General features: G+C 59.4%; 25 protein-coding genes. 11 read left to right on the top strand and 14 right to left on the bottom strand.

Features of this window, described 5'->3' with window-relative positions:
• The first annotated feature begins 38 nt into the window (after positions 1-38).
• The gene (locus tag Q0955_RS08020; protein WP_299422778.1) at positions 39-896 is read left to right on the top strand and encodes an SDR family oxidoreductase; all 858 of its coding nucleotides are present in this window, start codon (positions 39-41) and stop codon (positions 894-896) included.
• Positions 897-956: 60 nt separating this feature from the next.
• On the opposite strand, the gene dxs is transcribed toward Q0955_RS08020, so the two are convergent.
• Genes dxs through Q0955_RS07990 form a run of 6 tightly spaced genes read right to left on the bottom strand, consistent with a single transcriptional unit; the run spans position 957 to position 6,200 of the window.
• Positions 957-2,885: a 1-deoxy-D-xylulose-5-phosphate synthase gene (gene dxs, locus Q0955_RS08015; protein WP_299422775.1), complete on the bottom strand. Its 1,929-nt coding sequence runs from the start codon at positions 2,883-2,885 to the stop codon at positions 957-959.
• 15 nt (positions 2,886-2,900) lie between these two features.
• Positions 2,901-3,770, bottom strand: coding sequence for a polyprenyl synthetase family protein (locus Q0955_RS08010; RefSeq protein WP_299422773.1), 870 nt, complete (start codon positions 3,768-3,770; stop codon positions 2,901-2,903).
• A gap of 13 nt (positions 3,771-3,783) precedes the next feature.
• Positions 3,784-4,026, bottom strand: coding sequence for an exodeoxyribonuclease VII small subunit (locus tag Q0955_RS08005; RefSeq protein WP_294229248.1), 243 nt, complete (start codon positions 4,024-4,026; stop codon positions 3,784-3,786).
• Positions 4,023-4,958 (bottom strand): histone deacetylase family protein, encoded by a 936-nt coding sequence (locus Q0955_RS08000; RefSeq protein WP_299422770.1) that lies wholly within the window; start codon positions 4,956-4,958, stop codon positions 4,023-4,025. The genes Q0955_RS08005 and Q0955_RS08000 overlap by 4 nt, the downstream gene beginning before the upstream one ends.
• 46 nt (positions 4,959-5,004) lie before the next feature.
• Positions 5,005-5,706 (bottom strand): response regulator, encoded by a 702-nt coding sequence (locus Q0955_RS07995; RefSeq protein WP_299422767.1) that lies wholly within the window; start codon positions 5,704-5,706, stop codon positions 5,005-5,007.
• The gene (locus Q0955_RS07990) at positions 5,703-6,200 is read right to left on the bottom strand and encodes a MarR family transcriptional regulator (RefSeq protein WP_299422765.1); all 498 of its coding nucleotides are present in this window, start codon (positions 6,198-6,200) and stop codon (positions 5,703-5,705) included. The genes Q0955_RS07995 and Q0955_RS07990 overlap by 4 nt, the downstream gene beginning before the upstream one ends.
• Before the next feature lie 178 nt (positions 6,201-6,378).
• On the opposite strand from Q0955_RS07990, the gene Q0955_RS07985 reads away from it, so the two are divergent.
• Positions 6,379-7,248 carry a branched-chain amino acid aminotransferase gene (locus Q0955_RS07985; RefSeq protein ID WP_299422762.1) on the top strand — a complete coding sequence of 290 codons (870 nt, stop codon included), beginning with the start codon at positions 6,379-6,381 and terminating at the stop codon, positions 7,246-7,248.
• Between the two features lie 126 nt (positions 7,249-7,374).
• Here the strand turns inward: Q0955_RS07985 and Q0955_RS07980 are convergent, their stop codons facing one another.
• Entirely contained in the window at positions 7,375-8,877 is a 1,503-nt protein-coding gene (locus Q0955_RS07980) for a malonyl-CoA synthase (protein ID WP_299423215.1), read from the bottom strand.
• 118 nt (positions 8,878-8,995) lie between these two features.
• Here Q0955_RS07980 and Q0955_RS07975 point away from each other — a divergent pair, with 118 nt between their 5' ends.
• A complete protein-coding gene (locus Q0955_RS07975) occupies positions 8,996-9,919 on the top strand; it encodes a DMT family transporter (RefSeq protein WP_299422761.1) in 924 nt (307 codons plus the stop codon).
• Positions 9,920-9,924: 5 nt separating this feature from the next.
• On the opposite strand, the gene Q0955_RS07970 is transcribed toward Q0955_RS07975, so the two are convergent.
• The 4 genes from Q0955_RS07970 to Q0955_RS07955 form a co-directional block, all read right to left on the bottom strand.
• A complete protein-coding gene (locus Q0955_RS07970; protein WP_299422758.1) occupies positions 9,925-10,596 on the bottom strand; it encodes an HD domain-containing protein in 672 nt (223 codons plus the stop codon).
• The gene (gene aroC / locus Q0955_RS07965; RefSeq protein WP_299422755.1) at positions 10,596-11,702 is read right to left on the bottom strand and encodes a chorismate synthase; all 1,107 of its coding nucleotides are present in this window, start codon (positions 11,700-11,702) and stop codon (positions 10,596-10,598) included. The genes Q0955_RS07970 and aroC overlap by 1 nt, the downstream gene beginning before the upstream one ends.
• A 133-nt stretch (positions 11,703-11,835) precedes the next feature.
• The gene (locus Q0955_RS07960; RefSeq protein ID WP_299422752.1) at positions 11,836-12,219 is read right to left on the bottom strand and encodes a VOC family protein; all 384 of its coding nucleotides are present in this window, start codon (positions 12,217-12,219) and stop codon (positions 11,836-11,838) included.
• Positions 12,216-12,872 carry a potassium channel family protein gene (locus Q0955_RS07955; protein WP_299422750.1) on the bottom strand — a complete coding sequence of 219 codons (657 nt, stop codon included), beginning with the start codon at positions 12,870-12,872 and terminating at the stop codon, positions 12,216-12,218. Before Q0955_RS07955 ends, Q0955_RS07960 begins: the two co-directional genes overlap by 4 nt.
• A 115-nt stretch (positions 12,873-12,987) precedes the next feature.
• On the opposite strand from Q0955_RS07955, the gene Q0955_RS07950 reads away from it, so the two are divergent.
• The 8 genes from Q0955_RS07950 (at position 12,988) to msrA (ending at position 19,429) form a co-directional block, all read left to right on the top strand.
• On the top strand, positions 12,988-14,073 hold the full coding sequence (locus Q0955_RS07950; RefSeq protein ID WP_299422747.1) for an AI-2E family transporter: 1,086 nt from the start codon (positions 12,988-12,990) through the stop codon (positions 14,071-14,073).
• Positions 14,070-15,134: an HlyD family secretion protein gene (locus Q0955_RS07945; protein WP_299422744.1), complete on the top strand. Its 1,065-nt coding sequence runs from the start codon at positions 14,070-14,072 to the stop codon at positions 15,132-15,134. Before Q0955_RS07950 ends, Q0955_RS07945 begins: the two co-directional genes overlap by 4 nt.
• Positions 15,124-16,188: a DUF2955 domain-containing protein gene (locus Q0955_RS07940; RefSeq protein WP_299422741.1), complete on the top strand. Its 1,065-nt coding sequence runs from the start codon at positions 15,124-15,126 to the stop codon at positions 16,186-16,188. The genes Q0955_RS07945 and Q0955_RS07940 overlap by 11 nt, the downstream gene beginning before the upstream one ends.
• Positions 16,189-16,278: 90 nt before the next feature.
• On the top strand, positions 16,279-17,154 hold the full coding sequence (locus Q0955_RS07935; protein ID WP_299422738.1) for a DMT family transporter: 876 nt from the start codon (positions 16,279-16,281) through the stop codon (positions 17,152-17,154).
• 57 nt (positions 17,155-17,211) lie between these two features.
• Positions 17,212-17,925, top strand: coding sequence for a cytochrome c biogenesis protein CcdA (locus tag Q0955_RS07930; protein ID WP_299422735.1), 714 nt, complete (start codon positions 17,212-17,214; stop codon positions 17,923-17,925).
• Between the two features lie 14 nt (positions 17,926-17,939).
• Complete coding sequence (locus Q0955_RS07925; protein ID WP_299422732.1) at positions 17,940-18,347, top strand: thioredoxin family protein; 408 nt, start codon at positions 17,940-17,942, stop codon at positions 18,345-18,347.
• 132 nt (positions 18,348-18,479) lie between these two features.
• Complete coding sequence (gene msrB / locus Q0955_RS07920) at positions 18,480-18,932, top strand: peptide-methionine (R)-S-oxide reductase MsrB (RefSeq protein WP_299422729.1); 453 nt, start codon at positions 18,480-18,482, stop codon at positions 18,930-18,932.
• Positions 18,929-19,429 carry a peptide-methionine (S)-S-oxide reductase MsrA gene (msrA, locus tag Q0955_RS07915; RefSeq protein ID WP_299422727.1) on the top strand — a complete coding sequence of 167 codons (501 nt, stop codon included), beginning with the start codon at positions 18,929-18,931 and terminating at the stop codon, positions 19,427-19,429. The genes msrB and msrA overlap by 4 nt, the downstream gene beginning before the upstream one ends.
• A gap of 42 nt (positions 19,430-19,471) precedes the next feature.
• Here msrA and Q0955_RS07910 read toward each other — a convergent pair whose 3' ends face one another.
• The 3 genes from Q0955_RS07910 to Q0955_RS07900 form a co-directional block, all read right to left on the bottom strand.
• Positions 19,472-20,107, bottom strand: a complete 636-nt coding sequence (locus Q0955_RS07910) for a glutathione S-transferase family protein (protein ID WP_299422724.1) — start codon at positions 20,105-20,107, stop codon at positions 19,472-19,474.
• Positions 20,107-21,144 carry a tRNA epoxyqueuosine(34) reductase QueG gene (gene queG / locus Q0955_RS07905; RefSeq protein WP_299422721.1) on the bottom strand — a complete coding sequence of 346 codons (1,038 nt, stop codon included), beginning with the start codon at positions 21,142-21,144 and terminating at the stop codon, positions 20,107-20,109. The genes Q0955_RS07910 and queG overlap by 1 nt, the downstream gene beginning before the upstream one ends.
• Positions 21,145-21,233: 89 nt before the next feature.
• Positions 21,234-21,899, bottom strand: a complete 666-nt coding sequence (locus Q0955_RS07900) for a glutathione S-transferase family protein (protein WP_299422719.1) — start codon at positions 21,897-21,899, stop codon at positions 21,234-21,236.
• Positions 21,900-21,955: the final 56 nt, after the last annotated feature.

The raw sequence follows: 21,955 nt of genomic DNA, 5'->3' as shown, positions 1-21,955 counted from the left end.
CTCTTGTGCCTGCCAACTCGCAGGCGCAAAGTGACCCCATGACCAAGACCCTGCTTTCGCTCGGCCACGGCTACACCGCCCAGGCCCTCGCCACCCGTCTTCTACCGCAAGGCTGGACCATTCTCGGAACCTATCGCGACCCAGCCCAAGAGGCCGAGCTACGCACCCAAGGCATCACGCCGTTGCAATGGCCCATTGATTTTGAGACCGCGCTTAAAGACGTGACCCACGTACTGACCTCCATCCGCCCCGACAAAGACGGTGATCCGGTGCTGCGCCTTGGCCAAGACGCGTTGCAAAAGGCCGCGCCTAACCTCAAATGGCTGGGATATCTCTCGACCACCGGCGTCTACGGCGACATGGATGGCGACTGGGTTGATGAAGACACTCCGCTTGATCCCGGCGGCCACCGCGGCAAAATGCGCGTGCTCGCCGAAGCCGAATGGCAAGCTCTGCCAAAACTGCCACTGCACATCTTCCGCCTAGCCGGCATCTACGGCCCCGGTCGCGGCCCCTTTGCCAAGCTACGCAACGGCACCGCACGCCGCATTATCAAGAAAAACCAGGTGTTCTCCCGCGCCCATGTCGATGACATCGCCTTGGTGCTGGAGGCCTCTCTGAAAGCACCCAACCCGGGCCAAATCTACAACGTCTGTGATGACAGCCCGGCCCCGCCGCAAGACATCCTCGCCTATGCCGCTGGACTTCTGGGTATGGACCCACCGCCGGAAATCCCTTTTGAAGAGGCGGAAATGACCCCGATGGCGCGCAGCTTTTATTCCGACAGCAAACGCGTGCGCAATGACCGCATCAAAGTGGAGTTGGGAGTCGTCCTGAAATACCCCAACTACCGTGATGCACTTAAGGCCATGCTGGACGAAGAAACCATCCCTTAGACTTCATTTGACCGAAAATATCCCGGGGGTGCGGGGGCTGGCCCCCGCTACAAACCCACTTTAGGCGCGCTTGCTGTCCAGCGTTGTGATGTCCAGTGTGTCCAGCACCTTGGCTTCGATCTGCTCAGCATTCATGGCCGCCACATCATACATCGCCTTTGGACTTGCCTGATCAATAAACGTGTCCGGCAGCACCAACGAGCGGTACTTTAGCCCGCCATCAAACGCGCCTTCGTCGGCCAGAAGCTGCGCCACATGGCTGCCAAAGCCACCGACAGCACCTTCTTCAATGGTGATCAGCGCCTCATGGTTCGCTGCCAGATCGAGGATCATGTCCCGGTCCAAAGGCTTGGCAAACCGCGCATCCGCAATTGTAGGTGTGATGCCCCGTGCTGCCAGCGCCTCTGCCGCCTTACGGGTCTCTTCCAAACGTGTACCAAAGGACAGGAGCGCCACGCGGCTGCCTTCCTTCACCACACGGCCCTTGCCGATCTCCAGCACCTCGCCGCGCTCCGGCAGCTCCACACCCACGCCTTCGCCACGGGGATAGCGGAACGCAATTGGGCCATCGTCATAGGCCGCCGCAGTGGCCACCATATGTTTTAGCTCGGCTTCATCCGCCGCCGCCATAACCACCATACCCGGCAGGTTCGCCATAAAGGCAATGTCAAAACTGCCCGCATGGGTCGCCCCATCCGCGCCAACAAGCCCTGCGCGGTCAATTGCAAACCGCACCGGCAGGCGCTGAATGGCCACATCATGCACCACCTGGTCATAGCCGCGCTGCAGGAAGGTCGAATACATTGCACAGAACGGCTTCATGCCCCCTGCTGCCAACGCCGCAGAGAATGTCACGCCATGCTGTTCGGCAATCGCCACATCAAAACAGCGGCTCGGATAGCGCTCGGCAAACAGGTTCAGCCCGGTGCCATCCGGCATCGCCGCTGTGACCGCACAAATCCGGCTGTCCTCAGCGGCTTCCTCAACCAGCGCATTGCCAAACACCGAGGTATAGCTCGGGGCATTTGACGGTGCTTTGTGCTGCTTGCCCGTGGGCACATCAAACTTCGCGGTGGCGTGGCCTTTGTCGCGCGCCGCTTCAGCGGGCGCGTAGCCTTTGCCCTTTTTGGTGATCACATGCAGCAACACCGGCCCCGTCGCGCGCTGACGCAAGGTACGCAACAGTGGCAACAGCTGGTCCATGTCATGCCCGTCGATCGGCCCCACATAGGAGAATCCCAGCTGCTCAAACAGCGTGCCGCCCACGGTCATGCCCTTCAGCACATCTTTGGCCCGTTTCGCGCCCTCTCGGAACGGTTCCGGCAACAGGCTCACCGCGCCTTTTGCGGCAGATTTCAGTTCCTGAAACGGCTCGCCCGCATAAAGGCGCGACAGATATTCACTCATCGCCCCCACAGGCGGCGCAATCGACATGTCGTTGTCGTTCAGCACCACAAACATACGCTTGCCCAAGTGACCCGCGTTGTTCATCGCCTCATAGGCCATGCCGGCCGTGATCGACCCATCGCCAATCACCGCAATCGCATCCCCCAGACCGCCGTCACACTGTCCGCCCAGATCGCGCGCCACCGCAAAGCCCAGCGCCGCCGAAATCGAGGTCGAGCTATGCGCCGCGCCAAACGGGTCAAACACGCTCTCGCTGCGCTTAGTGAAACCAGACAGCCCGCCTTCTTGGCGCAGGGTGCGAATCCGGTCACGGCGACCGGTCAAAATCTTATGCGGATAACACTGGTGGCCTACATCCCAGATCAGCTTGTCGCGCGGCATGTCAAACACCGCATGCAAGGCCACCGTCAGCTCCACAACACCAAGCCCGGCGCCCAAATGCCCGCCGGTCTCACTCACGGCGGAAATGGTCTCAGACCGCAACTCATGTGCAATCTGCGTCAACTCGCTATCTGAGAACCGTTTCAGGTCTTCAGGCAGGGTCACTTGATCCAACAATGGAGTCTGGGGTCTCGCTGACATAGGCGCGCCTTCCGGTTAGCTGTCTCGCGAGATAACGAAACGTGCCGCCTCCCGCAAGGTATCCGCGTCCTTACCGTAAATGGAAAGCGCGTCACATGCATCCGTCACAAGGTCGCGGGCACGGGTTTTGGCCCCCTCCAATCCCAGCAGAGACACAAAGGTGGCTTTGCCCGCCTCCGCATCCTTGCCAACCGCCTTACCCACTTTGGCGGCATCGCCTTCTACGTCCAGAATGTCATCGGCAATCTGAAACGCCAAACCAAGGTCCAGCGAGTAACGCATCAACGGCTCGATATCCGCCTTGCCCATCACGGCGCCCGCCGTGGCCGACCAGGCAATCAACGCCCCGGTCTTGCCCGCCTGCAAGCGTGTGATCTCTTGCAACGTCAAAGGCACCGGCGCAGTCTCCGCCGCAATATCCAGCGCCTGTCCCAGTACCATGCCCTGCGCCCCAGCAGCCCGCGCCAAAGACACCGTCAACTCGGCCCGTACAGCCGCATCCTCGTGGCACTCATCGCGGCTGACACATTCAAACGCCAATGTCTGCAAGGCATCGCCCGCCAACACAGCGGTGCATTCATCCCACTTGATATGCGTGGTCGGCAGCCCGCGCCGCATGTCGTCGTCATCCATGCAGGGCAGATCATCATGTACCAGCGAATAAGCGTGCATCGCCTCAATCGCCGTTGCTGGCCAGATCGCCTGTTGGGAATCAACCCCATGCAACCGCGCACTTTCCAGCACCAGAAACGCCCGCAGCCGCTTGCCACCCGCGCTGGCATAGCGCATGGCCTCCACCACCGGCAGCTCGCCAAATGGCTTCATGACTTCAAGCAGATGGGCCTCCACCTGTGCGGCGGCTTCTTTCAGACGTGTCTCAAACATCACTGAGGGACGCTTACATGCCCTCAACCGGTGTCAAACCGGCCGGGGTGCCATTGCCATCCAATGTGATCGCCGCGACCTTTTCTTCGGCCTCTTTGAGCTTCGCCTCACAGCGGGCTTTCAACGCGGCCCCGCGCTCATACAACGCAATGGATTTCTCCAGCTCCACGTCACCACGCTCCAACTGGCCCACAACCTGTTCCAGCTCGCGCATCGCCGCTTCAAAGCTCATCTCTTCCACAGGTGTGTCACTCATTTGGCTCTCTCCATCAAAACCCCGACATGCGCCGCCACCGACGCTGCCAAAGCGTTCAGATCATATCCACCTTCCAAAGTCGAGACCACGCGCCCGTTACAATGTTGGTCCGCCACATCACAAAGCTTCTGCGTCAGCCAGACAAAATCATCCTCACTCCATTCCAACTGCGCCAGGGGATCATTTTTGTGGGCATCAAAGCCCGCAGACAGGATCAACAACTCCGGCTGAAACGCCTCCAACGCGGGAAACACCTGCGCCTCATAAGTCGCTCGCATCAGCCGCCCATCACTGTGCGGCGGCAACGGCAAGTTCATCACATTGTTCTGTGCGCCAGTTTCCTCCGGCATACCGGTGCCCGGCCAAAGAGGGTTCTGATGACTGCCAATGAACAAGCTGCGGGGCTCATCCCACAACAATGCCTGCGTGCCGTTGCCGTGGTGCACATCAAAATCTACCACCGCCACCCGGCTTAACCCATGGCGCTCCAGCGCATGTTTGGCCGCAATGGCCGCCGTGCCAAACAGACAAAAACCCATCGGCTTACTTTGCTCCGCATGGTGCCCTGGCGGACGGCAGGCCACGAAGGCGTTGCCCACCTCACCGGCCAACACCGCATCCACAGCCGCCAGACACCCGCCAACCCCGTACCGCGCCGCCAGTGTTGAGCCGGGCGACATATGTGTGTCCTCATCCAACGCAATGATGCCACTCTCCGGCTCTGCCGCTGTGATGGCCTCCAGATGGCTTTTCGGATGGCACAACAGAATATCCGCGTCCGAACACTCTGGCGCCTCGCGCCGATCCAACCCGTCGAACTTGGCCGCCTTCAAAGCTGTCTGAATATGCTCGATCCGCGCAACCTGCTCCGCGTGGCCTGGCGGCGTTTGGTGATTCAACGAACTTTCGTGACTGAACAACGCTGTGGCCATGCCATCCCCCCCCAATTCTATATGTCGCGCTTGCTACGCGGCCGGATCAATCCGGCGCCAGCATGTACCCCGCCCCGCGCACGGTCTGCAGGTAGCGCGGTTGCTTCGGATCTTCTTCGAGTTTGCGCCGCAAACGGGTGATCTGCACATCCACCGCCCGCTCCTGCGCTTGGCCTTTGTCGCGACCCAGCTCTTCGACCAACTTGCCCCGGCTCACGGCTTCACCCGGCGTCTTGGAGAAAATCTTCATCAACTGGCTTTCGGTTGCGGTCAGCCGCACAGGCTCCTCGCCCTGCCACATCTCGCCCCGATCGATATCGTAGCGAATGCCACCCAGATGCAGCACCTTGGGCACCGTGGACGCCTCATCAACCTCCGGCATGCGCCGCAGGATCGCGTTGATGCGCAGGAGCAGCTCTTTTGGCTCAAACGGTTTGGCAAGATAGTCATCTGCCCCCGCCTCAAGTCCGGCAATCCGATCTTCGGTTTCCCCTTTGGCGGTTAGCAATAAAACCGGCGTCTGCGAGGTCTCGCGAATGCCACGGGTCAGGCTCATGCCATCTTCGCCCGGCATCATCACGTCCAGCACAATCAGATCAAAATCCAGACCAGACAGAATCCGCCGCGCATGCGCCGCATCGCGGGCCGCTGACACCAGAAACCCATTGCGCATCAAAAACTTCCGCAGAAGCTCCCGAATGCGTTCGTCATCATCCACAATCAGTAGGTGAGGCGCGATGTCTTTCATTTGCCTGACTCGCGCAAGGATCTATACTGTCGCTTCATTTCGCCTTCCATCATCGCCTCAAGCACCCGCCGAAACCCGGCCACATCCTCTGGACCTGCTTCCCGAAACGCCGTGCGCATCCGTGCGCGCTGTGAATCTGACAAACGGTGCTCAAGGGCCGTGCCCGCTTCAGTGAGAAACAGGTTCCGCTCCCGGCGATCCGACGTGCCCACACGACTTTCCACAAGCCCGTCTTCAATCAATGTGCGCAACACACGATTGAGTGACTGTTTGGTCACGCCCAAAATGTCGAGCAAGTTGGTCACCGTGGTGCCCGGTGCGCGGTTGATGAAGTGGATTGCCCGGTGATGCGCGCGGCCATAGGCCATGCTCTCAAGGATTCGGTCCGGGTCCGCCGTAAACCCCCTATAGGCAAAATACATCGCCTCAATGCCCTGCCGGAGCTGCTCATCGGTGAGATACAGCAGGTTCTCACTCCGAATTGGATCGCTCATTTGGCCTCCCAACATCACAATTGACGGGTTTGACCGTCACAATACGTCAGCTTTGTTGACACTCCAAGCGCTAACTGATAGCGAATCGCAGGTTTTGCGCAATTTTATGACCGGTTCGGCCATATGGTGCGCAACAAATGAAAAACTGAACGCATTTTGGAAAGCGAAAGGAACGACCATGGCTGGTGCATATGACGATCGTGACGGCGTCATCTGGATGGATGGCGAATTTGTGGATTGGCGCGAGGCCAAGGTGCACGTCCTGAGCCATGCTCTGCACTATGCCAGCTCGGTCTTTGAAGGTGAACGCGCCTACAACGGCAAGATTTTCAAAAGCCGCGAGCACAACGAGCGCCTGTTCAAATCCGCGGAATCGCTGGACATGCCAATGCCAATCTCGCTGGACGAGTTGGAAGCGGCCAAGCAGGAAACCCTGAAGAAGTCCGGCCTGAAAGACGCCTATGTACGCGTGGTTGTCTGGCGTGGCTCCGGGGACGACATGGGGGTTGCCTCTGCGGCCAACCCTGTCCGTGTTGCCATCGCCGTTTGGGCCTGGGGCGCGTATTACGGCGACGCCAAAATGCAGGGCGCCAAGCTCGACATTGCAGAATGGAAACGCCCAAGCCCGGAAACCATCCCGGTCCACGCCAAGGCCGCAGGTCTCTACATGATCTGCACCATCTCCAAGCACAAGGCAGAGGCCAAAGGCTGCTCTGACGCGCTGTTCATGGACTACCGTGGGTACGTGGCTGAAGCGACCGGCGCCAACATCTTCTTTGTGAAAGATGGCGAAGTGCACACCCCGCTGCCGGACAGTTTCCTGAATGGCATCACCCGTCAGACCGTAATTGGCATGCTCAAGGACAAAGGCATCACCGTGATCGAGCGTCACATCATGCCCGAAGAAATGGCGGATTTTGAACAATGCTGGCTGACCGGCACTGCTGCCGAAGTCACCCCAGTGGGCCAGATTGGCGACTACACTTTTGAGGTTGGCGACATCACCCGCGACATCGCGGAATCTTATGAGAAGCTGGTGCGCGCGTAAGACGGCTGACAGTCAAACAGAAGCGGGGGCCATTTGGCCCCCGTTTTGCTTTCTGAGGGGCGCTGCCCCTGTCCCATCTTCGATGGGCCCACCCCGGGATATTTTTGGTCAAATGAAGGGCCAGGTTTAGGAAAACAACTCCGCGTAGCTCTCGCGCAGCGCTTTTTTCTGGACCTTTCCCATGGTGTTGCGTGGCAACTCGGGCAAGAAGATCACCTGTTTCGGCTGTTTGAACTTGGCCAGACTCTTGGCCAACGGCTCACTCACCTGCGTCTCTGTCAGCGTTGGATCAGAACGCACCACCACGGCCACCACCGCTTCGCCAAAATCCGCATGTGACACGCCTATGACCGCGCTTTCCAGCACGCCATCAAGATCATCAATCAGCGCCTCGATTTCTTTGGGGTACACGTTGAACCCGCCAGTGATCACCAGATCCTTGGAGCGCCCTACGATGGTCACATAACCATCCGCATCGACCTTGGCCAAATCGCCCGTGATGAACCACCCATCTGGCAATAGCTCCTCCGCTGTCTTCTCCGGCATCTGCCAATAGCCTTGGAAGACATTGCGCCCGCGCACTTCGAGCACGCCAATCTCGCCTTGCGCCACCTGAACACCATCCGCACAAATACGCGCCGCAACACCCGGCAACGGGAAGCCCACCGTGCCAGCCCGCCGCTCTCCCTCATAGGGATTGGACGTGCTCATATTGGTTTCGGTCATGCCGTAGCGCTCCAGAATGCGATGGCCCGTGCGCGCTTCCCATTGCTCATGCGTGTCCACCAAAAGCGGGGCAGAGCCGGAAATGAACAGCCGCATATTGGCCGCTTGCTCTTTGGTCAGCCGCGCGTCTTTCAAAAGCCGCGTGTAGAAGGTTGGCACACCCATCAGGCTGCTCGCCTTGGGCATGGCCTCCAAAATCGCATCCGCATCAAACTTCGCCAGAAACACCACCGACGCCCCGGACAACAAAGCCACATTGGTCGCCACAAACAGCCCGTGGGTGTGGAAGATCGGCAAGGCGTGGATCAGCACGTCGTCTCTGGTGAAGCGCCAGTAGTCGCGCAGCGTTTCAGAGTTGGACAGCAGGTTATCATGGCTCAACATCGCCCCTTTGGAGCGCCCCGTTGTGCCCGAGGTATAGAGGATCGCCGCCAGATCATCCGCCCCCCGCGCAACCGGCTCAAACCCTGTTTGCCCATCCGCCAGATCGGCCAGGCTGCCCTGCCCAGCCCCATCCAGCGTCAGCACCGCTGCGTCTTCGGCAATCGGGGTGATCTCCTCCGCCTTAGTCGGATCACAGACCACAACACGCGGCTTGGCATCGCCAAGAAAATAGGCCACCTCAGAGGTCGTATAGGCCGTGTTCAACGGCAAAAACACGCCACCCGCCATGACCGTGCCGAGATAGAGCTGGATCGCCTCAATCGTCTTTTCCACCTGCACCGCCACGCGGTCTCCCGGTTGCACCCCCTGTGATACCAAAGCCGCCGCCATGCGCTCCGCTCCGGCAAACAGCCCGCCGAAAGTCACCGGATCTTGCCCCGGCACCTCGGCAAACACCTCACGCCCACGCCCTTCGGCGGATGCGCTTAACGCGGCAATCAAATAGTTGTCCTGATACATGGCGGCCCCTCCGTATTTGGCACGGACCTTTCCCGCTCCCCCGCCAAAGATCAAGCCCACCTTGTCATTCCTGCGCCCCTGCGCCACAGTCCGGCCAACCCCAATTTTCGGACATCCCATGCAACCGCTCAAAGGCATTGCCTTCAAGATCACAGCTATTGCGCTCTTCTCCGTCATGGCCGCGCTGATCAAAGCCACCGCTGATGAAGTGCCCGCTGGCCAAGCTGTCTTCTTTCGGTCTTTCTTCGCCTTGTTTGTGATCTTCATCTGGCTCCTACAGCGCGGAGAAATGCCGCAAGGCCTGCGCGTGACCAACGCCATGGGCCATGTCTGGCGTGGGGTGATTGGTACCACATCCATGGCCATGAACTTCGCCGCGCTCGGCCTGCTGCCCCTGCCCGAAGTTACCGCCATTGGCTTTGCCGCACCGCTAATGACCGTGATCTTTGCCGCCATGTTTCTGGGCGAAGAGGTCCGCGCCTTCCGCCTGACGGCTGTTGGCATTGGTCTGATTGGCGTGACGGTGGTGCTCTGGCCGCGCCTGACCATCTTTGACGCGGATCAGGCCTCCGCCATGGCCACAGTTGGCGTCATGCTGGTGCTGGGTTCTGCTCTGTTTCGAGCCTTGGCGCAAATCCACATCCGCAAGCTGGTGCAGACGGACCAGACCTCGGCGATTGTGTTCTACTTCTCACTCACCGCCTCCTGCCTATCGCTGCTCACCCTGCCGTTTGGCTGGGTCATCCCAACCTGGGAACAGGCCGCGCTTCTGGTCACCGCTGGCCTCATTGGCGGTGTGGCGCAAATCATGCTGACATCATGTTACCGGTTTGCACCCGCGTCTGTGGTGGCCCCGTTTGACTATGTGGCGATGTTGTTTGCGATTGTGATCGGCTACGTCTGGTTCTCAGAAATCCCAACGCCGCAAATGCTTGTTGGTGCAGCAATCGTCATCTCAGCCGGCATCCTGATTATCTGGCGGGAACGTCAACTGGGTCTGCAACGCGGCAAAGCCCGCCCTGGTATCACACCCCAAGGCTAAGGCGCTTACGCCCAGCTTTCTGGCAAGTCACGACCCAACTCACCCGCCAAAACCTGCGCATAGGCCCGCATCTCCGCCACCCGTTCTTCGGCGGTCATTTTCCCGGCCACGGTCTGCATATCCTCCGGCAACCGGAACAGCTTCACCGGCCAATGATCCAATGCCCAGGCGCCGTCATCCAAATCCCGATGCTCAGCAAACGGGTCATCCTCATCATAAAGCGCCCGCCCCAAAGCCCCGCCAACGGCAAAGGTGCGCGCAATGCCAATCGCGCCTAGCGCGTCCAGCCGGTCCGCATCCCGCAAAATTCGCGCTTCCAATGACTTAGGCTTCAAGCCAGCGGAGAAACTATGCGTGGCAATGGCATGCTGCGCCGCGGCCACCTCGTGATTGGTAAAGCCATGACTGCGTAAAATCGGCGCCGCTGCACCCGCTGCCATGGTACTGGCCCGCGCGCGGTGCGGCGAATCCTTGGGCAGGTTCACCAGATCATGCAGATAACTCGCCCCGAGCAGCACCCGCAAATCGGCGCCCCCCTCTGCCTCTGACAACGCCTGCGCCGCGGTCCAAACCCGATCCAAATGCGCCAGATCATGCGCGCTGTCCTGCGCCATGCGCTCCGCCGCTTCCGAGCGCAGAGCCGCTCTCAGGTCGCTCAGATCAACGCTGTCCAGCATCAGCCAATCTTGCCTTGGTTTTCGCCAACCTGACCACGATGCAGCAGCAAATGATCCAGAATAACACAGGCCATCATCGCCTCACCTACGGGCACCGCGCGAATACCGACACAGGGGTCATGCCGGCCCTTGGTGATCACCTCGGTTGGGCTGCCATCAATCCGGATCGACTTACGCGGGGTGAGGATCGAACTTGTCGGTTTCACAGCAAAACGCACCACAACATCCTGACCGGTGGAAATACCGCCCAAAATGCCGCCTGCGTGGTTGGACGAAAACACCGGCTGGCCGTCATTACCCATGAAAATCTCATCGGCATTCTCAGAGCCTTTCAGCCCCGCCGCCGCCATGCCTTCGCCAATCTCCACGCCTTTCACGGCGTTGATCGACATCATCGCCGCCGCCAGATCGGTATCAAGCTTGCTATAGATCGGCGCGCCAATCCCGGCGGGCACATTGCGCGCCACAACCTCGACCACGCCACCAACACTGTCGTGCTCTTTGCGCAGCTTTTGCAGGTAGTCTTCCCACTTTTGCGCCACGTCGGCACTCTGTGGAATCCAGAAATCATTGCGGTCAATCGCGTCCCAATGGAAGTTCTCGCGATCAATCTCCATCGCGCCCATCTTGGTCATGTAACCTTTGATCTCAAGATTGGGCGCAATCGCCTTGATCGCTTCCCGCGCAATACCACCGGCGGCCACTCGCGCGGCTGTTTCGCGGGCAGAGCTACGCCCGCCGCCACGATAGTCGCGGTTGCCGTATTTCATGTGATAGGTGATGTCCGCATGCCCCGGACGGAAGGTCTGACTGATCTCACCATAATCACGGCTGCGCTGATCGGTGTTTTCGATCATCAGCTGGATGGACGTGCCCGTGGTCTTGCCCTCAAACACACCGGACAGGATCTTCACCGCGTCCGGCTCGTTGCGCTGTGTGGTGTTTTTGTTTTGACCAGGGCGACGCTTGTCCAGCCACTGCTGCAACATCGCCTCATCCACCGGCACCCCCGGAGGGCACCCATCCACCGTCGCGCCCAGCGCAGGCCCGTGGCTCTCACCCCAAGTGGTGACGCGAAAAAGATGTCCAAAGCTATTCATCGACATGCGGCAACTCCCGTTTCACCGCACCTTTAGCGTCATTGCCGCCAAGGGGAAAGATTGCACAGAGTAATTGCGGCTCTTAGCCTCGCCAAAGCCACACTCTCTTAACAAGGGAAACGCTTTTGGCATGACCTGATTACTGCGGCGCCTCATCCAAAAAGCACTGCACCTCAACCTGATAGCCATTCGGGTCTTCGCAAAAGAAACTGTAGATCCCGAAGCGCTCCAAAACCTCCGGCGCGCCGCGCACAGTCGCACCCGCCTCCGTCACCCGCCGATACCAGTCATCCACCGCCCCGCGGTCGGCAACCAACAGCGTGATCATACCGCCTTTGGGCTCCACAATCCGCCCATCAAAGGCCTCACACAACCCCAACCGTGCCCCCGGCGCGGTCTCAAAGATCAACGCACTGCCCGCATCACGCACCACTGGCAGGCGCAAAACATCGCGATAGAACCCCGCCGCTGCATCCAATGTCTCGGTGTAAACCCAGGTGATCTGCGCCGTGACATCCGTCATTTCAAACGCCCCACGATGCGGCCAATGAAGATTGCGACAAACATTGTGCCCACAATAGCCTGCATACCCGTCAACATGCGCGTCAGGCTCGCCGCCGGGGTGATCTCGCCGTAGCCCACCGTGGTCATGGTGATCATCGAGAAATACACAAACCCGGCCTTCTGCCCCGCAATATCCTCCGGCATGTTGAACGACCCCGGATAGGCCGCTTCAATCCGCCAATAGGCCAAGCCCCACAACATCGCGATCAACAGATAGCCAAACACTCCGCTGGACAACCGCTCATATTCCGAATGCACCGGCGCAAACAGCTGTCGAAAACTGATGATCATCGAGCCAAACAGCATGATTGCCGCCAAAGCATACATCCCGCCGTTCACGGACATGCCCAAAAACTCTGCCATGATCAGCAATACAAACCAGGCCATCACCGGCACCGCCATGGTGACGCGCAAAAACGTATTCCGCTCGGTTGCGCCGACGACCCCCAGAAACAAAAAGCTCATCCCCCACAATCCAGCTGTACTGGCCCAACCGAAGCGATCATCCAATCCATCCAGCAACATCAATGAAACCAACAAACCCAACAGGATGGACCACCTGTGTTTCTGAAAAAAGCTCTCAGACACCGTCATTTCGCTTCCGCTGTTCATTTTTTTGTCCTCAAATCACCTAAGGCTGTGCAAAGATGCCGTCATAACAACCGCATAAGCCATAAATACTCGGCCAGCCTACGCGGAATTTGAACAATTTGGGAAGGACTTTGCGATGGATGAACGACGATTGATTGACTTGGGCATTCGCCTTCTGTTTCTGGGCGTCTTTGCTTTTGCCGCCTTCACCATCATCTTGCCGCTCTCCGGCATTGTGGTCTGGGCCATCATACTCGCAGTGGCGATTTACCCCCTGTTTGACTGGCTTTCTAACAAACTTGGCGGGCGCCGTGGCTGGGCATCCACCCTCATCACGCTATTGGGTCTCGGCCTGACGATTGGCCCGCTCTGGGCCTCGGTGAGCAGCTTTTTTGCCCACTTCAATGAGCTCAGCGACAAACTTCAAACTGGCAAGCTTGATCTACCACCAGCCCCCGAAGGGTTAAACGAACTCGCCCTTGTTGGCCCCAAGGCCACCGAAATCTGGAACCTGTTCAACAACAACCTTGCCCTTGCTTTGGAGCGCTACGGCGATGTGGTGTTGGGTTTTGCCTCCACCATAGGCGGGGCGGTCGCGGGGCTCAGCTTCCAATTGCTGGCCATGGCGCTTTCTGTGATTGTGATGGGCATGATGCTGTCGCCGGGGCCAAAGCTTGGCGACATGGTGCAGAAATTTGGCAACCGAGTCTTTGCCCCCAAAGGGGGTGAATTTGTCGAAATGGCCGCCGCCACCGTGCGCAACGTGTCTCGCGGCGTGCTTGGCGTGGCTGCAATCCAAGCAGGTCTCATGGGTGTTGTAATGGTGCTGTTTGGCATCGAGGCTGCGGGGCCATTGGCCGTTGTCGTCCTTATCCTTGGCATCATTCAAGTGGGACCAACGATCGTTGTGATTCCTCTGGTGATCTGGGCTTGGGGCTCCATGGGCACAGGCGCAGCCCTTTTGTTCACCGCCATCATGATTCCCCTGATGTTAATGGACAATTTCCTGCGTCCGATCTTCATCGCCAAAGGCCTCAACACGCCCATTCTCGTGATCTTGGTAGGCGTGATTGGCGGCGTATTGTCCGGTGGCCTGATCGGTATCTTCATTGGTCCGGTGATCCTGTCCGTGTTCTACGAACTTGTGGTTGCCTGGATGGAGGCCGACGTGGCTGAGGAAATCGAAGCGGATGCCGAAGCGTTAGAGGAAGCCCGCCAATGAAGCGCACGTTCTGGAGCATCCTCGCTCTCCTCTTCATAGTGGTGTCCTGGTATCTTGCGGCTGATCGCATCACGCCGTTTACCTCCAACGCCCGCGTGAAAGCGATCATCACGCCGGTCACCCCACAGGTGTCCGGCACGGTGATTGAAATCAACGCCGGCAATGGCGAAATTGTCGAAGCGGGCACAGTGATTGCCCGCATCGATCCACGACAGTTTGAGATCCAGAAGCAAAGCGCCGAAGCCGATTTGGAGCGCGCCACGCAAGACGTGGGGGCTGACAGCGCGGACGTCAGCAGTGCCCAAGCCCGCGTCACCCGCGCGCAAACGGATCTGGAAACCGAACGCCTGCAATCCGCCCGTGTGTTTGATCTAGAGAAAAAGGGTTTGGTGGCCATTGCTAAAGCCGACGAATCCAGACGCCTCTTGGCGGATGCGGAAGCAGAGTTGGATCAAGCGGAGGCAAACCTTGAAAGCGAGAAAAAAGCGCTTGGCAGCACCGGCGCCGACAACCCCCGCATTCAAGCCGCCTTGGCCAAACTGGCCGACGCCGAACTAAAACTCAGCTGGACAGAACTTGAAGCCCCCGCCCGCGGTGTGCTCTCGGATCTGGACATCGCCGAGGGCAACTACGCCAAATCCGGCCAAAGCCTGATGACCTTCATCGACGCCAGCAACGTCTGGGTCGAGGCCTATCTGACCGAAAACAACCTTGGCAACGTCAAGATAGGCGATCCGGTGGATGTGGTGCTCGACATGCACCCTGGCAAAATCTTCAAAGGTGAGGTGGCCAGCCTCAGCGCCGCAAGTTCGGACGGCACCAAAAGCAAACCGGGGGAGGCCACAGAAATCCCGCGCGCCAATGGCTGGCTGCGCGATCCGCAACGCTTCGCCCTGCGCATCATCCTGCCCGGCTACACCGAAGGTGACGAAACCGACGACGTGCGGTTTAACGTGAACGGACAGGCCGATGTGATTGTCTACACTAACGACAACGCCTTCCTGAATCTGGTGGGCCGTGTGTACATCAAAATGGTGTCCTGGCTGTCTTATGCCTATTGAGGTCGATCCAGCCCTAGAGCGGCGTGGCCTGCGCTTGGCAACCGGCGTGTCCGGCAGCTTTGCGCTCGCCATCCTGATCGGCTGGCCTCTGGCCACAATCTGCACCGTGTTTGTGGTGCTGTTCTTACAAGCCCCCGGCCCGATGCCGCCCATCGCCATCCGCACATTGTTCCGGCAGGCGGTGGTGTTTCTGGTGGCGTCCTGGGTGTTCTCCACCGCACTTGCGCCTTACCCCGTGGCCTTCCTCATGGCCCTCGCACTCGCTGTGGCCACCTGTTTCTATTGGTCCACCAAAGGCGCAGGCATGCTGAGCGTGGTGCTGGCTCTCATGGCGGCATTGATGCTGCCAACTCTGGTGCTCACCTCCCAAGACCTCGCGCTGATCTTGGTGATCTGGATCCCCCTGAACCTCGTGCTCGCGTGGCTCTGGACCGTGGCGATGTTCCACTTCTTCCCACCCACGCCGCAAGGTGCCGCAGCTGCCGCCAAACCTGCCGCGCCGCACTACGACCCCAATCGGCTGGTCCTGCGCATGTCGCTGGTCACCATTCCCTTTGCGATCTACTTCTACCTGATTGGTAGCGGCGCGCTGGTCACACTGTTGTTCGTGGCCATCCTGTCACAGCAGCTCTCTGCCGCAACTGCCGCAGGCCCTGTAGTGGCCAAAAACATGATGAAGGCAAACTTCATTGGCGGCTTGGTCTCAATCGCCTGCTACGAGCTGACCGTCATCGCCCCTCTGATGCTCACCGCCTTACTGGTTTTCACCGTTGCCGCCTTCCTGCTGTCCTACTGGTTCATCTCAGACCGGCCCGACGCCTCCATGGGCGGCACCGCGCTTACCACCACAGTGATCTTGTTTGGCGGCTCCATAGCGCCTTTTGGCGATGATGCAGATGTAAAAATGATCGACCGCCTTGTGCAAATCGGCAACGCGCTGATCTTTGTGCTAATCGCCTACATCGTGGTGGACGCCTTTTTCCCGCTTGATCCGGAAAAACGGCAACGCCGCCGCCGGAGTCTGCGCGGCCTGCTCAAACGCGCCAAAGCCTGACCTCAAAACCACCGCTTGCAGCCCGCTTGCCGTTGCGTTTACATCGCGCCAGCGAACATCTTCACAAAGCAACCACTTGAGGCAGGCACCATGGACATCCGCGCACTTGGCATGGGGCTGCTCTTTGCCCTGATCTGGTCCTCTGCCTTCACCTCCGCGCGCATCATTGTGGCCGACGCCTCGCCGCTGATGATCTCCTCGCTGCGCTTTGCCATCGCCGGCACCATCGGCGTGATCATCGCCCGCGCCTTGGGGCAATCCTGGCACCTGACACCCGCCCAATGGCGCGCCACCATCATCTTTGGCCTCTGCCAAAACGCACTTTATTTGGGCCTAAACTTCACCGCGATGACCACCATTGAAGCCTCGCTCGCGTCGATCATCGCCTCCACAATGCCCTTGATTGTCGCCCTGCTCGGCTGGGCCGTCAAAGGCGAGAAGCTCAGCCCCATGGGCACCATCGGCCTCATCGTCGGCTTTGGCGGGGTGCTTCTGATCATGGCGGGTCGTTTGAGCAACGGCGTCGACCTCTTCGGCGTCCTGCTCTGTGTCATCGGCGCGTTGGCCTTGGCCATCGCCACCCTCGCCGTGCGCAACGCCTCCTCCGGCGGCAACCTGATCATGATAGTCGGCCTGCAAATGTACGTCGGCGCGATCACGCTTTTCGTCGCATCGCTGATTTTCGAAACCTGGACGGTCAACTGGAACCCCAAAATGCTGACTGCTTTCATTTACACCATCCTCGCGCCGGGCCTTTTCGCCACCTGGATCTGGTTCGCACTGGTGGCCCGCATCGGCGCGGTGAAAGCCGCCACCTTCCACTTCCTCAACCCCTTCTTCGGCGTCGCAATCGCCGCCATGATCCTCGGAGAACGGCTCGGCTTCTGGGACATCGTCGGCGTCGCAGTGATCTGCGCAGGCATCCTCGCCGTCCAGCTTTCGAAACAATCACACACGGCCAAGTGATCCCGCGTCACCACTCTTTGACATGACAGTTCCCACCGCCCTTGGCACAAGAGGACCATGGAATACCTCTTTGCATATGGCGCGGGTCTTCTGACCCTGATCAACCCCTGTGTGGTGCCGGTTTTGCCCATCGTGCTGACCAGCGCGCTGCAAGCCTCGCGCCACGGCCCTGCCGCCTTGGCCCTCGGCATGAGCCTCAGCTTTGTGGTGTTTGGCATGGCCGTGACCGTCTTTGGCCACGCCATCGGCCTGACACCGGACACGCTCTCAAAAGCGGGCGCTGTCCTGATGATGGGCTTTGGCGCCGTTCTTCTGGTCCCGCAATTTTCCAACGCCTTCACCACCGCCACCGCAGGCGTCGCCGCCTCCGCAGACAGCACGCTCAACACCGTGGACCACACCAGCCTTCAGGGCCAATTCCTCGGTGGCCTGCTCCTCGGCCTCGTCTGGTCCCCCTGCATCGGCCCAACGCTGGGCGGTGCCATCGCTCTGGCGTCCCAAGGCGAAAGCCTCACCCACGCCACTATCATCATGATCGCCTTTGCCGCCGGTGTCTCCACGCTGATCCTCGGCCTCGGCTACGGCGCCCGCTCGGCCCTTGGAAAACACCAAGCCACCCTGCGCGCCATCGCCGCCAAATCCCGCCCTATCCTTGGGGGCGTCTTCTTCCTCACCGGCCTCGCGCTGTTTTTCAATGTCCACCACATGATCGAAATCTGGCTCTTGGGTATCCTGCCCCCATGGCTGCTCGATCTCTCTGTTGCCCTTTAAAAGGAGTTCCCCTCATGCACCGTCGCACTTTCCTTGCCTCCGCTGCCGCTACGCTGGCCTTCCCCATGGCTGCCCGCGCCGCCACCGACTACACCCCGGGTCTCGTGAAAAAACACCTCGCCGCTGGTGACACCGTCTTTCTGGATTTCAAAACCGACTGGTGCACTACCTGCGCCGCCCAGGAACGCGCCATCAATGCGCTCAAACAGTCCAATCCCGCCTACGGCGACGCCATCACCTTCATCAATGTCGACTGGGACCAACACAGCAACTCCGAGCTGGCCCGCACCCTAAAAATCCCACGCCGCTCCACTTTGGTGGTGCTCAAAGGCGACCGAGAACTTGGCCGCATCGTCGCAGGCACCAGTAAATCCAAGATCAAAGATCTGCTGGACACGGCTCTCACCGCCGCCACAGCCTAACCAATCCAGATCACGCCAAATGTTGCACTGCGACACGCTGGCGTGATCCCCCCTTTTCAAACCCCTGTCTCCTCCCATATGCCTGACATCAGAACCCTGATCCCCACTTTGAGATCAGCGAAGGAGACGCGCATGACCAAATACACCCGCGACACCGATGTGATCGCCACCCTCACGGACGAGCAATTCTGGGTCACTCAGGAAAACGGCACCGAACGCCCCGGCTCCGGCAAGCTCTTGTACAACAAAGAGCCCGGCATCTATGTCGATGTGGTCTCCGGCGAGCCGCTGTTTGCCAGCTCCGACAAATATGAAAGCGGCTGCGGCTGGCCCAGCTTCACCAAGCCCATCGAGACCGCCCACGTCACCGAACACCACGACGCTACTGCCGGCATGATCCGCACCGAAGTGCGTTCCAAACACGGCGACAGCCATCTTGGCCACGTCTTTCCCGACGGTCCACAGGACCGTGGCGGGCTGCGCTATTGCATCAACTCCGCCTCCCTGCGGTTTGTGCACCGCAACGATATGGAAGCCGAAGGATATGGCGCCTATCTTGACCAAGTAGAGGAGATCGACCAATGAGCGAACGTGCAGTACTGGCCGGTGGCTGTTTCTGGGGCATGGAAGATCTGATCCGCAAAATGGACGGGGTTTTGGCCACCCGCGTCGGCTACACCGGTGGCGACGTGTCAAATGCGACCTATGAAAACCATGGCACCCACGCCGAGGCAATCGAGATCACTTTTGATCCCGCCAAAACCTCATACCGCAAGCTTTTGGAGTTCTTCTTCCAGATTCACGATCCCACCACGCCCAACCGTCAGGGCAACGACCGTGGCACCTCCTATCGCTCTGCAATTTACTACACCGATGCGGATCAAAAGGCGGTGGCCGAGGACACCATCAAGGATGTCGACGCCTCCGGTCTCTGGCCCGGCAAAGTGGTGACCGAGGTCGAACCGGCCTGCGATTTCTGGCAGGCGGAAGAGTATCACCAGGACTATCTGGAAAAGAACGTCGGCGGCTACACCTGCCACTTCGCCCGCCCCGATTGGGTCCTGCCCAAACGCAACGGGTAAGCAAATGTCTCACGCAGCGTGCAGGATCCCTGCGCGCTGCCCTTAGATCCCAACAGCCTGTCGAAACGCCCGGCTCTGGCTCACCCACTCCAGCCAACAGGACAGCGCCGAAAACTGCGCAACCATCTTGCGCCCCTTGGGCAGTTGCGCAAAGGCCGCCACCATCGGTGCCAACTGGCAATCCGCCAGAGAAATCCGCAAGCCGTTGAGCACCTCGCCCTCGCGGGCCATCTCATCCAGCACCTTCAGTACTGGTTCCGCCGCCTGCAAACCGTCCTTTACCTGTGATTTATCCCAATCGATCCCAGCCTGCTTGCGCACCACCCCATGGGCATAGGCCCGCCGCACCATCGGCCAATAGGCGTAGTTGTCGGCAATCGCGATCACCTGATCCATGCGCGCCAGACCCGCAGAATCGCCGGGCACCAGCGAAATGCCGACAAACGCCCGATCCACATAGCGGGTGATGGCAGCGGTCTCATAGATCGCAAAGTCGCCATGTTGCAGCACCGGCACCCGGGCAAACGGATGGGGTCCGGACGGTCCCGCCTCAAATGGATTGTCTCGCTTGAGATCAAACGCCACGCCTTTTGCGACCAGCGCCATCATCACCACCTGGGTGTAGATGCTCTCCTGAAAGCCACAGAGCGTGACCTGATCCACCGCCCCGTCCCGCATCACGACAGCCTCTGCACCGCCCAACGTGCCGCGTCCGCCACCGCGGCATCCTCATCGTCACACAGCCCCTGCGCAACCTCTTTCAAGGCGCCCTCTCCGGAGTTACCAATCGCATACAGCACATTGCGCACAAACCGATTGCGCCCAATGCGCTTGATCGGAGACCCAGAGAAAAACGTGCGAAACTCAGCATCTTCCAACAAAGCCAGGTCCGCCAGTTTTGGGGCCAGCAAATCATCGCGCGCGTGATACTTCATCTCCCGCGCATCCTGGGCAAACTTGTTCCAAGGACAGGCCGACAAGCAATCATCACAGCCATAAATCCGGTTGCCCAACAGGCCCCGCAAGTCCTCATCAACCGGTCCATGATGCTCAATGGTCAGGTAAGAAATACACCGCCGCGCATCAATCCGATGGGGCGCCGGAAAGGCGTCTGTTGGACAGGCATCCAAACAGGAGCGACACGATCCACAATGATCAATTTCTGCCTGATCAGTCTCCAATTCCAGCGTCGTGAACACGGAGCCAATAAAGAACCAGGACCCCAAATCACGACTCACCAGATTGGTATGTTTGCCCTGCCAGCCCAGCCCCGCCGCCTGGCCCAACGGCTTCTCCGGCACCGGCGCGGTGTCGACAAACACCTTCACCTCGGTCTCCGGGCTGGTCTCCGCAATCAGCCACCGCGCCAAACGTTTGAGCCGCTTTTTCACCGTGTCATGGTAGTCACGGTTCTGCGCATAAACCGAAATTGCCGCCCGATCTGCCTGATCAAGCACCGCTGTGGGATCGTGCTCCGGTGTATAGCTTTCGCCCAACACAATCACTGACCGCGCCTCCGGCCACAGCACCGACGGGTCAGAGCGCCAATGCTTGCGCGCCTCCAGCCACTGCATCTGCCCGTGGTAATCTTTGGCCAAAAACCCGTCCAAGCCCGCCGCCACATGTCCCACCGCATCCGGTCGGCACACTTTGGCCAGATCAAAGCCCATGGCCACCGCTTCCGCCTTCATGCGGGTGGTCAGATCATCCGCCATGACACTCCCGCTTTCTCATTCCCAAAATATCCTCGGGGGTGAGGCCGTCAGGCCGAGGGGGCAGACAGCCCCCTTGCCAGCGCCCGCGATCAGAAATCCAGGTCAGCATAATGCGCAGGCGGCGGGAAGCCGGGCACCTGATCTGCCAGCACAGCGCGGAACGCCGGACGTGATTTGATGGTGGCATACCAATCTTTGACCACAGCGGAGCGGTTCCAATCCACGTCACTGATATAATCCAACGCACTCAAATGCGCCGCTGCGGTGAAATCCGCCATGGTCATCACATCCCCCGCCAACCAGCGGCGATGGTCGAGCAGCCAATGCATATAGTCGAGATGGTATTTGATCGCCTTGGCCCCGGCTTTCACATTTTTACTGTCTGGATATCCGGTGCCCATCAGCTTGCGATTGACCCGCTCATACAGCAGCTTTGAGGTCACCTCATTGTGGAACTTGTCATCAAACCACGCCACCAGACGCCGCACCTCATAGCGCCCATCCGGATCACGCGGCATGAGCGCTGGATCCGGATATTTCTCTTCCAGGTATTCACAGATGGCATTGCTGTCCGCCATCATCTTGCCGTCCATCTTCAGCACCGGCACTTTCGCTGCCGGATTGCGGCGCAGGAAATCAGGATCCTGCTCCCAATAGCGTTCTTCAACCAACTCCACTTCAAGCCGCTTTTCGCCCATCATCAGGCGCACCTTGCGGCAAAACGGGGACAGCGGCACATGGAACAGACGGTTCATCAGCAGGATCACAATGTTATTGGGCTTTGTCCTTCAATGCCTTGCCCCTGCGCATA

The sequence above is a fragment of the uncultured Shimia sp. genome (genome assembly GCF_947493595.1).
Lineage (GTDB): Bacteria > Pseudomonadota > Alphaproteobacteria > Rhodobacterales > Rhodobacteraceae > Shimia.
Note: the sequence above shows the minus strand (reverse complement) of the source record. Positions and strands in the feature narration are given on the sequence as shown.